Origin of the sequence: Legionella nagasakiensis, from assembly GCF_900639915.1 — a bacterium.
In the GTDB taxonomy this organism is placed as follows: domain Bacteria; phylum Pseudomonadota; class Gammaproteobacteria; order Legionellales; family Legionellaceae; genus Legionella_A; species Legionella_A nagasakiensis.
Genome location: NZ_CAAAID010000014.1, coordinates 23,504 through 36,325, shown reverse-complemented (window position 1 = coordinate 36,325; position 12,822 = coordinate 23,504). Strand labels below are relative to the sequence as shown.

The following is a 12,822-nucleotide window of genomic DNA, read 5'->3' as shown; positions in this document are numbered from 1 at the left end:
TTTTATTTTTGCCAAAACTGACGAGAAAATAGAATAAGTAATGAAAAAATTTCCAATCGACCGGCCACCATGGCAAACATGAGTAGCCATTTGCTGGGTAGATTGAGATCGGCAAATGTAACACTAATCGTTCCAATCCCAGCGCCAGCGTTAGCGAGTGTGGCGGTCATTGCTGAAAATGCGGTAATAAAATCATTACCTAAAGCAATAAATACGATCATTAATAGCAAAAATAGCGCGATGAAGACAGAAATAAATCCCCACATGGATTGTAGTATGGGCTCGGCTAAAATATGACCGCCAAACTTAATAGGGATGATGCCATGTGGATGTAAAAGACGAGACATTTCTCGTTTACTTTGCTTATAAAGAAGAAGGGCCCTTAACATTTTAATGCCGCCACTGGTTGACGCGGCACAACCACCAATAATGGCCAAGATTAATATTAATATAGGGACAAACGTTGGCCATGTTCCAAATGGAGCAGAGATGAAACCTGTGGTTGTTGCCAGTGAAATGACATTAAATAGGCTTTTAACTACAGCTTGATGGTTGGCTGCAAAAAATCCATAACACACCAACGCAATGACTACAATAAGACTTGCAGTAAATAACACACCAATATAACAACGAAATTCTTCATCCTGCCAATAATGTTTTAATGTGCGTTTTTTTAAAGCAATAAAATGCAGGGCAAAGTTAGTACTGCCTAAGAGCATAAAAAAACAGGCGATGAGTTCGATGGTATTACTTTGGTAATGGGCAAAACTGGCGTCATGCATGGAGAATCCACCCGTTGATACGGTTGCAAAACTCTCTCCCAGAGCATCGAACCAATCCATGCCCGCAATCAAATAACACAGCATACATAACAGCGTTAATAGAAAATAAATAAACCATAATGCCTTAGCGGTTTGCGCAATACGAGGGGTAAGCTTCGTTTCTTTCATGGGCCCTGGGGTCTCTGCACGATATAATTGCATTCCTCCTACACCAAGCATGGGTAAAATTGCAACAGCCAAGACAATGATGCCCATTCCTCCTAGAAATTGTAGTTGTTGGCGATAATACAACAGCGCATGGGGCAGATCATCAAGATGAGTGATGATGGTAGCTCCTGTCGTCGTGAAGCCTGAAACAGACTCAAACAATGCATCCGTCATGCTATGATTATGAAGGGCAAATAAAAACGGCAAAGAGGCAAAAAAACAGAGTACAAACCAAAATAAAACGACGATAAGGAAGCCATCACGAATTTTTAATTCTTGGCGGTGTTGATAAAAACCGAGCCATAAGCCCGCGCCAGTGCTCACAGTACAAAGGAATGCTGCCACAAATGGAACCCAAAAATGTTCATGAAACATAAAATTAATGGGTAAAGGGGTCAGCATACTTAAACTAAAGATCATAAGCAGCAAGCCAATTAACCGCAAAATGGTTTTAATTTGCATATCTGTCTTAAATATCTAACATACAAAACTCAAGTTCACCTGGAAGAGTGATTCAACCTGGCGTACATAGCGTTTTTTTAATAATAGCAATATAAGATGATCGTCGGCTGCTAATTTGAAATCCTTGCTTGCAATGTATACTTTTTCACCACGAACAATGGCGGCTATTAAGCAAGTCGGAGGTAATTTGATTTCATCTAGTCTGCGACCAATCACTTGAGAAGTGTGTTCATCACCATGGATGATTAATTCAATGGCTTCCGCTTCATCATGTAATCGATAAACTTTAACCATATTGCCGCGGCGCAATTTGGTAAGAATACTGCCAATGGTGATGCGTTGTGGGGAGATAGCATGATCAATGTTGCTATCATCAATTAAATCCACATAAGTGCTGCGATTGACCAAAGCCATGACATGCCTTGTGCCTAAGCGTTTTGCTTGCAGACAAGACATGATATTCGCTTCATCGTCATTTGTTACGGCACAAAATACGTCTGTAAATTCAATATTTTCATTGATAAGCAGATCTCTATCGGCGATGTCGCCTTGTAAAACGGTTGACTTATGCAATTGTGAAGCAAGATTATTAGCACGCTCCAAATTATGCTCGATGATTTTAATACGATATCGAGTTTCAAGGGTTTGTGCCAGTTTACAGCCGATATGGCCACCGCCTGCTATCATGATGCGGCGGTTAGGATGAGTATAGCGACCCAAAGCAATTAATACCTGTTGAATGGCTTGAGGAGACGCAATGAATAATACATCGTCACCTTTTGCTATGACACAATCTTCTTGCAGAGGGATAGCTGTATCATTACGAAACAGGGCCACGACCCCCGCTTCAATTGCACTCAAGTGTTGATCCAGTTGTGCAATTGTTTTGCCAATAATGATTCCTCCAGTCTGAGGCTTAATGGTCACCAATAACACTTTGCCATCAGCAAAATCAAGAACTTGGGATGCGCCTGGGTAGTCAATCAGATTAACGATATGTTCTGTCACCAATTGTTCCGGACTGATGCATACATCAACTGGCACGTGATCGTTGGTGAATAATGCAGGATATTGATAATAGTTAGGGGAACGAATCCTGGCGATTTTATTCGGAGTACGAAAAAGGCTGTAGGCAATTTGACAGCCCATCATATTGATTTCATCACTGTCAGTGACGGCGATTAACATGTCTGCTTGTTGAATTCCTGCCTCAATTAATGCATTGGGGTGCGAGGCACAACCTTGAACGGTTTTGATATCTAAACGATGTTGTAATTCCCGCAAACGCTCTCCGTTAATATCCACCAGCGTAATATCATTATCTTCATGAGCAAGATTACGAGCTAATGTTCCTCCTACTTGTCCAGCTCCAAGGATCACAATACGCATCGTGTTTGCTTAAGGATAGGGGTCATGACATTGTTTTACCTTCATAAACAAAGACTGCAGGACCGGTTAAGAAAATATCGCCTTGTGTTTGTGGCCAGTGAACCAGTAACTCTCCGCCTGGCAAGCTAACGTGGATTTGCTCTGCCAATTGATGGTAGAGCCGGCCAACCGCTGCAGCTGCCACAGCGCCGCTTCCACAGGCCCGAGTTTCACCACAGCCGCGCTCATAGACTCGCAATTGAATATGATTATGAGTAACCACCTGCATGAAACCAACGTTGGTTTGTTCTGGAAATAATGAATGTTCGCTAATCTGCTTCCCCTGTGCATGCACAGGCGCTGACTCAATATGATCGACAAGAATAACCGCATGAGGATTGCCAACGTTGACTGCATGGAAATGACATAGGGTTTGATTTTCCAATGACAGAGAATAAAGCGGTTTTTGCGAATTTGCTAAGAGCGGAATCGAAGCAGGATGAAATTTGGGGGCGCCCATATTAACGGTAACCGTTTCGTCTTCATTAAGTTGCAATTGCATGCGTGTGGTTGATGTTGCAACCGTTATTAATGTCTTGTCTGTTAATTGATAATACTTTAGAAAACGTGCAAGACATCTGGCCCCATTTCCGCATTGACCTACTTCTTTGCCATCGGCATTAAAAATACGATAGAAAAAATCAACGCCGGTTTCCTGGCTGACCTCAACCATTAAGCATTGATCGAAACCGATGCCAGTATCGCGTTTGCTTAAAGCCGTTATTTGCTTGGGACTAAGTAAAACGCTCTGTTGTATGGCATTGATTACCATAAAGTCGTTTCCTAGTCCATGCATTTTCGTAAATCGAATGGTCATTGTTTATCAGTGGTTTGTTGATACCTATCCGGCAAATAGAGCGGTCCTTTTTGACCGCAAGCAGACACAAGCAGAATTATAATACAAGCAAAAAAAATGTGGCTGGGTATTTTCATCACGCTCTTCCAGTTCAGATGATTGTGATAATTAAGAATCAAATAATAGTATATCATATTATCATGCAATGTCCTGCTGCTATTCCTCCTTTTAAAAAAGAGAGGAGTTAATACAATTTTTGCAACAAGTCGGTGATTTGAACACAAAGGGAATTTAAGAAGATAACTTCGTGCTATGATTTATAATGATTGAGGTTATCTTTTTCCATTCAAATCATATGAATGCTATTTCTGCCTTGCCATGAGCTTTTGCATTGGCGATAATTCGGCTTTTTTCATTGGGGAAATTTTGAACGTGTATATCAAAGACCCACAGCAACAGCCGCAAGCTTGTGTGATTTGGATGCATGGTTTGGGCGCTGATGCTCAGGATATGGCCGGCCTAGCCGAACAATTAGCATTAAATTTACCCGTCCGCCATGTGTTTTTAAATGCCCCTGTGCGGCCGGTTACTTTAAACAATCATATGCCTATGCGTGCTTGGTATGATCTCATCAACATGAATTTAACTGGGCATGAAGACAAGGGCGGCATTTTACAATCTGAGGCCCTGATTCGACAGGTGATTGCCAGCCAGCTTGCTGATGGATTTTATTCCAATCAGATTTTTTTGGCGGGATTTTCACAAGGTGGTGCTATGGCCTTATTTACTGGCATACGCACGTCAGAGCCATTGGCTGGAATAATTGTTTTATCTGCTTATCTGCCATTAGCAGCAGAATGCAAGTCTATCCAACCCACCAATTCACCTATATTTATTGCCAGTGGCCAACAGGACCCTATTGTCTTGCCCGCTTGGACTAAACAAAGTGCGGCATGGTTAAAAGAGCAAGGATATCGAAGAATTAGCATGCATGAGTATTCTATGGAACATGCGGTTTGTCGTGAAGAAATTTCAGACATACAGCATTGGTTAATCCGTGAGATTTCAGCATTCAATTGCGTAGGAGGCGAACGATGACTATTGTGAAAAAATCACGTATCGTGCCTTTCACGTGCGAGCAAATGTATAATCTGGTTAATGATGTAGAACATTACGATGAGTTTTTACCTTTTTTTTCAAAAAGTCTGGTTCATCATCGTGATGAAGATGAAGTTCAAGCCACCTTAGTTATTGCCGCAGCAGGCATGAGTAAATCCTTTACCACCCGCAATCGCTTGCAGGCGAATAAGATGATAGAAATACGATTAGTGGATGGTCCTTTTAGCCACTTGGAAGGTTTTTGGCGTTTTGACGAAGTTCCAGAAGGTTGCCATATTTCTTTTGACCTTGAATTTGATTTTGCTGGCCGCATGTTTTCCATGTTGTTGGGTTCTGTCTTCGAACAAATCAGTGATAAAATGGTCGATGCTTTTTGTGAACGTGCCAAGGTTTTATATGGTTAATGTGGAAGTCGTCTATTTGCCCATAAACAATTTACCAGTGCATCTGCATTTGTCGGTTGAAGCGGGAACAACGGTTGCACAAGTGCTTGACCAAAGTGGAATACAAGATAAATATCCTGAAATACAAACGATGGCTATCGGGATTTTTGCAAAACGAGTATCGATGGAAAGCGTGATAAACCATGGAGATCGTATCGAAATTTATCGTCCTCTAATGATTGAGCCAAAAGAAAAAAGGCGAGAGCGGGCAAGCCGGCGAAATTACAAGCAACACAAACGATAGCCAACAGTTTTTGTCTAGGGTATGTCTTCAATTCATTTTCAGCCATAGAATGAATTGAAGACATGCCCTACTATTAAGGATGATGCTCAATGCGTGCGAGGCGGCCATGCACAAAATATAGGCTTAGGTTGCGTTTTTCCATGGGGCCGCTTCCTTTACGCCATGTGTAAGCATAATCCCAGCGGTCATTATTAAATAAAGGGCTAAGCAAGCTCGTACCCATAAGAATGGCTGTGTCTTCTTTACTCATGCCAATTTTTAAGCGTTCAATTTTGGATTGGGGGAGCAGGTTTCCCTGTTGGACAACACGTCTTGAGAAATCGTAAGAGGTACAACCTGTAAAAGAGCATAGAAATGCTGCGAGTATGAGAATAGTTTTAATTCGCATTTTTTTGCCTGCGGAGAAAAATTTCGCCATAATAACATGCAATTCATTGAAAGAGTACTACAGGTGACGGTTAAGGAGTCTATGTGGAAGAAAGCCAGCAGTTAAAGGATGCCGGACTTAAAATAACAATGCCCCGCTTAAAGGTTTTACAAATCCTTGAGCAAGCTCGTGAGCATCATCTTAGTGCCGAAGATGTTTACAAGGCCTTATTGGATATGGGGGAAGATGTAGGTTTGGCTACGGTATATCGAGTTCTTGCCCAGTTTGAGGCCGCAGGCCTGATTAATCGTCATAATTTTGAAGGTGGATATTCTGTCTATGAGCTTAGTCAAGGCGAACATCATGATCATCTTGTTTGCATTAAATGCGGACGAGTAGAAGAGTTTGTCGATGACATTATTGAAAAACGCCAGAAAATGATTGCTGAACGTGCGCGATTTAAAATGACGGATCATGCCTTGAATATTTATGGATTATGTCCAGACTGTTTGATCGATAAAAAAGCATAAATGCAATCTACTATCATTCGACAATTGGCGGAAGGGTTTGAGCTTGCTCTATCCAAGATTCAACTTTAGTGATGCTTGGCATGACTCTTACTAATTTAGTTTGTTCATTGACTTGTTGCATGGTGTTGAATAGTTTTTCGGGACTAAATTGAGCAAGTGTTGGTACGGAGTCCACACCACTGTGCTCGAGAAGTTCTGCGTATTCTTCTCCGATTCCATTAATTCTTGCCAAGTCCGCTTGCTGAGTCCATTTGAGGATTAATTTTGGGTTAATTCCTGTTTCTTTTGCGAGTGTTTGTCGTCCACCTCGCTGACTGCAAGCGGCAAGCAATTGCTCTTGATCTTCTATACCGGCTTTTTGTAATAGTTCTCTGAACTTTACACCTATACTTTCGATCTGGGATAACTTGTACACGGCGGCTCCATGATTTTGCGAGGTACACTATAAGTATATACTTCCTGGGAAAACTGAAGCGATAAAATCATATTTTTTTACATTTTGATCAGGGAATGACCTTAGGACATGTCTTCACCTTTTCGCGTCAAAGAATGGATTGAGGATACGCCCTAAAGCAACTGCAGCAACTCTCGCAAGCTACTCGTCAGAACATTAATTAACTGATTAAACGTATCTTTGGTTGTCATCAAAGCCTGATTACTTTCCACTTCAATGCCTAGGTAATCTTTTTGATTATGCTGCTTGCGAAGTGCGGTTGTAAAACCATCGCTTGTTCCCTGATAAGGATAATTAAGGCGTACGCGATAAGCAGCTGGTTGGTGTAAGAGTAAATTTTGCCAGATACGAGCCACTTCTTTTTCACCATGGCGTTTGGGGTCATATAAAAGCGAAATGGCGGCATTTCGTGGAATACCGTTCAGTTCGGGGGTAAAGCTGTGAATGGACAAGTGCAACACTTGTTGACCTTGATGAATATGATTAGTAATGAGTTGTGCGGTGTGTTGACGGAAAGGCAAATAATAGTTTTCTATCAAGGTTTGTTTGTCTTTTTTAGGGAGAGGGCGGGTAAATTCTGAAAAACATTTAGGATTGGCTAAGCTGCGGTTGCAATCGATTAATAAGCGTGTAACCGTTGTTTTGGTATAATCACAATCAAATGTTTGACTGATTTGTTCAGCAATTTCAAGTGCGCCAAAATCTATGGCACGGTGCGTTTGCAAAACGGCTTCTTGCTGAGCAAACAGATTGCGATATTCATTAGGTACGTCATTACCAGCATGTTCGCAACTTACTACTAATACAGTGGGTTTCATAATGCACTAAATAATTGATTGTTTACCAGACAATGTCCTAGTTGGCGATAAATATGTTGTATCGTTGGCCTACTAAAATCATTTCCGCAAGCACGCAGTATACGCTCACTCAAATTACCATGCCTTAAAATATGTTCTAATGCGCATTGACTGGCATTATCCAGGTCACTGGATGCTTTTTCTATTAATGAGGACCAGACATCACGAATGCTCATGCTGCGCTTTGGCAGCTGCCACTGCGTTAAAACATCCATATCGTCAATATGCACCGATAAACCTTCTTTAATACTCCGGTCATAGATGGACTTCAGTTTTCTCGTTTCACAGACAGGTTTCGTATGAATCGGTGATTGAGAATACCAATATTTAAGGATAGCATGAATGGCATGAGCGATTGCAATATCTGCTTGTACACATTCTTGTGAATCGATGATTCGAATTTCAACAGCCTTGCTTGCAAATTTGGCAATGGCGCCACGAGAATTCAACCATTCAAATTGCAGAATGCCTTGAGGATCCCAGGCATGTATATCACGATACATTGGCTTTAGAATCTCTAGTTCATATTGTGTTTCTGAGCAGATAAACTCGGGAATAATATCACCACTGATGGAAGGAATACGTTCCTGATTTTTACCATAATAAAAAAGGCGTGAATCTAAAAAGCCGGTGTTTTTACCGTCAAGAAATGGGGTACTGGCAGCTAAGGCAGGGAGTAAGGGAAGGAGTAAACGAATCGTATTATGCAACTGGCAGAATTCTTCGTCATTGGCAAAAGGAAGATTGACGTGCATACTTTGTAGATTGGCCCAGCCATGGCCTTGGCAGTTGAAAATTTTATCGTATTGCTGATAAATACTTTTATTGCCATGAGGCCAGCGCTGAGTCTCATGCAATGGGTTCATCCAAGGATGAGCTCCAGTGGGTAAAAACTGTAAGTTGTGTTGTGTCAGCAAAGGTTGTAATTGTAGAATCGTTTGTTGAAATTGATTGGCAATAGGTGTGTCTGGAGCCTTTGGACCATTGTTTTTAAATTCAAGAACATGCATGACTAATTCATTACTTACAGCGATTTCATCAAGTGCAATTTCATTGACAAGCTTACCAGCCAATGTGTGCAAAATCAGGTCGCTTTTGGGTTGCACCGACAAGGTATTGCGGTCAACCAGCATGTATTCGATTTCAATTCCCAATACTGAGAACAAAGAATAATTAGACATAACCATGTTTCCTGCGAATGCGTTGTAAAAAAACATTCATGATTTGTTCATAGAGTGCTTCCCCAAGAATTTGATCTTCAATACCTTGGTCAATATTAGGATTATCATTGACTTCAATGACGTAATTTTTGTCATCAAGACTTTTGATGTCCACACCATACAGACCATCGCCAATTAAGCGAGTTGCTTTTAACGCTGTTTTAATGACGGAGTCAGGCACTTCATGTATCGGTATCGTTTCAAATTCACCTTCAAATTCTTTCTTTGAGTTCCAGTTATAAATTTGCCAATGACCTTTAGCCATATAATAACGGCATGCAAACAGGGGTTTGTTGTCTAAAATGCCAATACGCCAGTCAAATTCGGTCGGTATAAAAGGCTGAAGTAAAATCAAGTCAGAAGTCTTAAAAAACTGGGCAAGTGATTTTTGTAAATTTTTTTTATCATCTAATTTAATGACTCCATGAGAAAAAGCGCTGTCTGGTTTTTTTAATACACAAGGAAATTCTATGGTTGGTAATGACTTATCATATTTGCTAATAAATAAGGTTTCGGGTGTTAATATTTGATGACTACGCATTAATTCAGCAAGATAAACTTTATTCGTACATTTGACGATGGATTGTGGGTCATCGATGACAACCAGGTTTTCCTGAGCAGCTCGTCTGGCGAAGCGATAAGTGTAATGATCAACTGCGGTGGTTGCGCGAATAAATAAGGCATCATATTCGGCAATGGATTTGCTGTCATTTTTATCAATTAAATCGACATTAAGTCCTAAAGATTCTCCGGTGCTAATAAAAGTATCAAGCGCTTTTTTATTGGAAGGCGCGTTGGGTTCACTGGGGTCAATAAGAATCGCCAAATCATGAAAACGCTGCTTTTTCCGCCACTGATAAAACCGCTTTTTAGTAAAATAAGCTTCGGCAGCTTGCTTCATGAAATCATAATGAGGACCTGGAATGTCTGTTGGTGACAAAGCGGTGACTTTTTTGATACACCATTGTTTTTTCTTCTCTAGAGTGAAACGAATAAGAGGCAAAGGGAATAATCCATGGAGTTTTTTTGCTAAATTAGCATGCCTTTTAGCAATATTTTGCCCAAAGTAAAGACTAAATACGAATTCCTCTCCTTTTATATCATGTAAACTATGTTGTATTTCCTCATCAATATCGAGAGAGATTTGCTTCGTTAAGCTCGCGTTTAAAACGTCTTGAATATTTAAAGCAGAGGGAATGGCTTTGTGATCTCGAGCCTGAGCAAGCAATGAAACATAATAACCAATGGTTTGATAATTGTAGGAGCTACAGAGATTAATAATGCGCATCGTCTGATTTTGATGATAACTGTCGTTAGACAAATAATCTGAAGCATGAATAATGGGAGCCAGCGAACTTAAGAAGTCCCAACTTTGAAGATCATCAGTAATCAGAACCGTTTGCATTACGCTTCCTTTTTGGCTGGATTATTAATAAATTGGCGTCGTAAGTATAAACACCTAACATGATAGCGTTAATTAGGCGATTGCTGCTTACCTTATAATAGTTATCATGCGATAAAGGATTCTCACGATGCGGATCTGCGACAATAATATGTCTATTTTTATCATCATAACCACATAATACAACAAAATGCCCACAAGGCGTTCCTCGGATATCATCATAAAAAGCAATGCCATCATTGGAATAAATTTCGCGCGCGCTGCGATATAAATAAGTGGCACTTAAGCCAGTTAACAAGGGTATTTTTTGGTTGAAATACTCTTTTAGTAACTGCACGCTGATTGTATTAAAACGAACTTTACCACCGGATTGTAAATATTGCTGATAGGCAATGCTGGACTGGATAATACCCTTATCCCATTTATGCTTCATTTGTGCATCTAATTTAGCAATTAGATTTTCAGGGGATGCCTCATGTTCAAACCATGTTGGGTCAAATACATCCAGATTATTAACATAAATCGTTGTATCAAAGCCGTGCATTAGAGCATGATTCCCAAGCAAAGGGGCCAATGTTCCTCCTGATAAAGAGCGTTCTACTTCTAATATGACTTTTTCAAGGGGAACATCCAACCCATAATAGGCATAGATAGCATGCAAGCAGGTTGGTCCGCATGTTTCATCGTCGGGTTGGGTATGAATTGTTAAATCAATCATGAGTAAGAGGTTCAGAAATAAATGGGTGATACCAGGGTATCAATATCATTAACTTAGATTGCAATGCTCGGTTTGTCAATTGAGAACTTTTAATGATAACTCAAGAATAAAATGGGCGATTTCTTCGGGATGATCTGGGTAATTGATGTAAGCTTTTACTTCTACAGGTTGATTGATGCGCTGACCTGTTTGACGGGATTCGTTAATCATTGCATTTACCATGTCACCCATATTACAAATGAAATAAACATCCGTTTCTGGACGTCGTAGAAATTGGGCTTGAAATGATTTAAAGGCCAGCGAGACTTTTAACCCTGAGCGGTTGGCGTGATAAAACCCATGCAGCCCACCGGCTACATCGGCTCCCACAGAAAGAGCACCAAAATACATAGAGTGCAAGTGATTTTTACTTCTTCGTGATAAGGGTAGCTTGACAACAATTTCCTGATCGTTCAGCTGTAATAATTGTGGTTTTAAATAGCCCATCAGAGGTACTTTAAAGCGACCAAAATACCATAAAAAAAATTTAAAACGGTTTAAAGCGTTCATAAAGAGGGTAACCTAAGAATTTGTAGTCAAGTGTAAATTTGAAATGACTTTTTTAACGCCACGGACTGAACTGACACGTTTTAATATGGCTGTAATGGATTTATCCGTTTTCAAATCACCGGACAAGGTGACAATACCATTGGTTGTCGAGGCATTGATTCCAACCAGAGGAATGGATTCATCATCCAGTACTTTCGCTTTTAGTATGGCAGCTTCTACTTTAGCGGTGATGTAGGCATCGGCAAGAGCGGTATTAACCACTTTTATTTCTAAATTGTCGGTGTCAACTTCTTTAACGCCGTGGGTGGATTTTGCAAGCCTTAGTGCATCAACAAATGCTTGCTTATTTTTGACATGACCGCTTAACTGAACGATCCCATCTTCCGTCGATACAGAAATTTTCAGTGGATTCAAATCCTTGTTTTTAGTATATTTGGCGGTGATGATGGTCGTAATGACTGAATCGCTAAGTTCTTGTTCGATTTCTTTTAAATCAGCGGATTGAGCTTGGGATATAAATAGCGTCAATACAGTTGCGGCTATGAGGTATTTTATTTGGCCCATGTTAACCTCAGCTAAAAATTTCAGAATATTCATTATAGCATTACAGGCCTTAATACAGCCAGGCCATTCACCAAGATATCCACAGAGTGTGGATAAATTACTTTGGTGTATAAGTTTATCTTACCTCTTTTATTAATGCAGAGTCATATCCAGCGCTTGAATGAGATAGTTTTTTTGCAATGTTTCAATGACAACGATTGTAAATTCAATATTTTGATTAAGTTCTGGTATCAAAACGGCCTGATGAATACGCCAGTAATGAATGCCATCGAAAAAAGTACTGTTTTTGACGATCCCCGCTTCAAGGACTTCAGCAGGTCCATTTAATTGTGGATGTAGAGTGAGTTGTTTGTTTTTGATGACGACCATGTAACCACCCAAAAATTCATGCAAGGCTTGCCGGGCATTATAAGTGTAGTTGGACTGGACGAATTCATCGTGTTGTTTATTTTCCTGATAACTAACGGAAAGCGTTGAGAGCAGTGTATTTTGCGTCCATTGTATTATTTTATTATCGTTAGCAGCATAAGTGTTTGTGGATATAAATAACGATACTATCAACAATAAGCTCATTGTTAATCGTCGGTTCATGATAGATTCCTTCTGCAGCATCCTTGCGATGAAAATATACACAAAATGTTTGTTATATCAGTATAGCAGAGATATAATTTGTAATTTTT

The 12,822-nt window shown here is 40.2% G+C and carries 17 protein-coding genes; 4 read left to right on the top strand and 13 right to left on the bottom strand.

The features are described from left to right. Positions 1-2 precede the first annotated feature (2 nt). From E1O52_RS10965 to lptM, 4 genes are read right to left on the bottom strand one after another with little or no spacing between them, the layout of a single operon-like run. On the bottom strand, positions 3-1,451 hold the full coding sequence (locus E1O52_RS10965) for a TrkH family potassium uptake protein (protein WP_133128758.1): 1,449 nt from the start codon (positions 1,449-1,451) through the stop codon (positions 3-5). Between the two features lie 15 nt (positions 1,452-1,466). After that, positions 1,467-2,840, bottom strand: a complete 1,374-nt coding sequence (gene trkA, locus E1O52_RS10960; RefSeq protein WP_133128757.1) for a Trk system potassium transporter TrkA — start codon at positions 2,838-2,840, stop codon at positions 1,467-1,469. Between the two features lie 22 nt (positions 2,841-2,862). After that, positions 2,863-3,696: a diaminopimelate epimerase gene (dapF, locus tag E1O52_RS10955; RefSeq protein WP_133128756.1), complete on the bottom strand. Its 834-nt coding sequence runs from the start codon at positions 3,694-3,696 to the stop codon at positions 2,863-2,865. Beyond that, positions 3,693-3,812, bottom strand: a complete 120-nt coding sequence (gene lptM, locus E1O52_RS10950; RefSeq protein WP_133128755.1) for an LPS translocon maturation chaperone LptM — start codon at positions 3,810-3,812, stop codon at positions 3,693-3,695. The genes dapF and lptM overlap by 4 nt, the downstream gene beginning before the upstream one ends. Positions 3,813-4,113: 301 nt before the next feature. Here lptM and E1O52_RS10945 point away from each other — a divergent pair, with 301 nt between their 5' ends. Genes E1O52_RS10945 through E1O52_RS10935 form a run of 3 tightly spaced genes read left to right on the top strand, consistent with a single transcriptional unit; the run spans position 4,114 to position 5,481 of the window. Beyond that, positions 4,114-4,773, top strand: coding sequence for an alpha/beta hydrolase (locus tag E1O52_RS10945; protein WP_242602236.1), 660 nt, complete (start codon positions 4,114-4,116; stop codon positions 4,771-4,773). Further along, entirely contained in the window at positions 4,770-5,198 is a 429-nt protein-coding gene (locus E1O52_RS10940; RefSeq protein WP_133128753.1) for a type II toxin-antitoxin system RatA family toxin, read from the top strand. Before E1O52_RS10945 ends, E1O52_RS10940 begins: the two co-directional genes overlap by 4 nt. Then, a complete protein-coding gene (locus tag E1O52_RS10935) occupies positions 5,191-5,481 on the top strand; it encodes an RnfH family protein (RefSeq protein ID WP_133128752.1) in 291 nt (96 codons plus the stop codon). Before E1O52_RS10940 ends, E1O52_RS10935 begins: the two co-directional genes overlap by 8 nt. A 73-nt stretch (positions 5,482-5,554) precedes the next feature. Here the strand turns inward: E1O52_RS10935 and E1O52_RS10930 are convergent, their stop codons facing one another. Further along, positions 5,555-5,899 carry an outer membrane protein assembly factor BamE gene (locus E1O52_RS10930; RefSeq protein ID WP_133128751.1) on the bottom strand — a complete coding sequence of 115 codons (345 nt, stop codon included), beginning with the start codon at positions 5,897-5,899 and terminating at the stop codon, positions 5,555-5,557. 53 nt (positions 5,900-5,952) lie between these two features. On the opposite strand from E1O52_RS10930, the gene fur reads away from it, so the two are divergent. Further along, complete coding sequence (gene fur / locus E1O52_RS10925) at positions 5,953-6,378, top strand: ferric iron uptake transcriptional regulator (protein ID WP_133128750.1); 426 nt, start codon at positions 5,953-5,955, stop codon at positions 6,376-6,378. Positions 6,379-6,391: 13 nt separating this feature from the next. On the opposite strand, the gene E1O52_RS10920 is transcribed toward fur, so the two are convergent. The 8 genes from E1O52_RS10920 to E1O52_RS10885 form a co-directional block, all read right to left on the bottom strand. Further along, the gene (locus E1O52_RS10920) at positions 6,392-6,793 is read right to left on the bottom strand and encodes a DUF4332 domain-containing protein (protein WP_133128749.1); all 402 of its coding nucleotides are present in this window, start codon (positions 6,791-6,793) and stop codon (positions 6,392-6,394) included. Between the two features lie 152 nt (positions 6,794-6,945). Beyond that, positions 6,946-7,650 (bottom strand): N-formylglutamate amidohydrolase, encoded by a 705-nt coding sequence (locus tag E1O52_RS10915; RefSeq protein ID WP_133128748.1) that lies wholly within the window; start codon positions 7,648-7,650, stop codon positions 6,946-6,948. Further along, complete coding sequence (locus E1O52_RS10910) at positions 7,647-8,870, bottom strand: glutamate-cysteine ligase family protein (protein WP_165474792.1); 1,224 nt, start codon at positions 8,868-8,870, stop codon at positions 7,647-7,649. The genes E1O52_RS10915 and E1O52_RS10910 overlap by 4 nt, the downstream gene beginning before the upstream one ends. Further along, positions 8,863-10,314 carry a RimK family protein gene (locus E1O52_RS10905; RefSeq protein ID WP_133128746.1) on the bottom strand — a complete coding sequence of 484 codons (1,452 nt, stop codon included), beginning with the start codon at positions 10,312-10,314 and terminating at the stop codon, positions 8,863-8,865. Before E1O52_RS10905 ends, E1O52_RS10910 begins: the two co-directional genes overlap by 8 nt. After that, a complete protein-coding gene (locus tag E1O52_RS10900) occupies positions 10,292-11,029 on the bottom strand; it encodes a C39 family peptidase (RefSeq protein ID WP_133128745.1) in 738 nt (245 codons plus the stop codon). Before E1O52_RS10900 ends, E1O52_RS10905 begins: the two co-directional genes overlap by 23 nt. Before the next feature lie 75 nt (positions 11,030-11,104). Next, complete coding sequence (locus tag E1O52_RS10895) at positions 11,105-11,578, bottom strand: DUF4442 domain-containing protein (RefSeq protein ID WP_133128744.1); 474 nt, start codon at positions 11,576-11,578, stop codon at positions 11,105-11,107. A 12-nt stretch (positions 11,579-11,590) separates the two neighbouring features. Beyond that, complete coding sequence (locus tag E1O52_RS10890; protein ID WP_133128743.1) at positions 11,591-12,142, bottom strand: BON domain-containing protein; 552 nt, start codon at positions 12,140-12,142, stop codon at positions 11,591-11,593. Positions 12,143-12,274: 132 nt separating this feature from the next. Continuing rightward, entirely contained in the window at positions 12,275-12,733 is a 459-nt protein-coding gene (locus E1O52_RS10885; RefSeq protein WP_133128742.1) for a hypothetical protein, read from the bottom strand. Between the last annotated feature and the right edge of the window lie 89 nt (positions 12,734-12,822).

Bases quoted from the DNA above. Each gene is read 5' to 3' on its own strand.
- E1O52_RS10965 (WP_133128758.1), bottom strand. From the start codon at position 1,451: ATGCAAATTAAAACCATTTTGCGGTTAATTGGCTTGCTGCTTATGATC.
- trkA (WP_133128757.1), bottom strand. From the start codon at position 2,840: ATGCGTATTGTGATCCTTGGAGCTGGACAAGTAGGAGGAACATTAGCT.
- dapF (WP_133128756.1), bottom strand. From the start codon at position 3,696: ATGACCATTCGATTTACGAAAATGCATGGACTAGGAAACGACTTTATG.
- lptM (WP_133128755.1), bottom strand. From the start codon at position 3,812: ATGAAAATACCCAGCCACATTTTTTTTGCTTGTATTATAATTCTGCTT.
- E1O52_RS10940 (WP_133128753.1), top strand. From the start codon at position 4,770: ATGACTATTGTGAAAAAATCACGTATCGTGCCTTTCACGTGCGAGCAA.
- E1O52_RS10935 (WP_133128752.1), top strand. From the start codon at position 5,191: ATGGTTAATGTGGAAGTCGTCTATTTGCCCATAAACAATTTACCAGTG.
- E1O52_RS10930 (WP_133128751.1), bottom strand. From the start codon at position 5,899: ATGGCGAAATTTTTCTCCGCAGGCAAAAAAATGCGAATTAAAACTATT.
- E1O52_RS10915 (WP_133128748.1), bottom strand. From the start codon at position 7,650: ATGAAACCCACTGTATTAGTAGTAAGTTGCGAACATGCTGGTAATGAC.
- E1O52_RS10910 (WP_165474792.1), bottom strand. From the start codon at position 8,870: ATGTCTAATTATTCTTTGTTCTCAGTATTGGGAATTGAAATCGAATAC.
- E1O52_RS10905 (WP_133128746.1), bottom strand. From the start codon at position 10,314: ATGCAAACGGTTCTGATTACTGATGATCTTCAAAGTTGGGACTTCTTA.
- E1O52_RS10900 (WP_133128745.1), bottom strand. From the start codon at position 11,029: ATGATTGATTTAACAATTCATACCCAACCCGACGATGAAACATGCGGA.
- E1O52_RS10895 (WP_133128744.1), bottom strand. From the start codon at position 11,578: ATGAACGCTTTAAACCGTTTTAAATTTTTTTTATGGTATTTTGGTCGC.
- E1O52_RS10890 (WP_133128743.1), bottom strand. From the start codon at position 12,142: ATGGGCCAAATAAAATACCTCATAGCCGCAACTGTATTGACGCTATTT.
- E1O52_RS10885 (WP_133128742.1), bottom strand. From the start codon at position 12,733: ATGAACCGACGATTAACAATGAGCTTATTGTTGATAGTATCGTTATTT.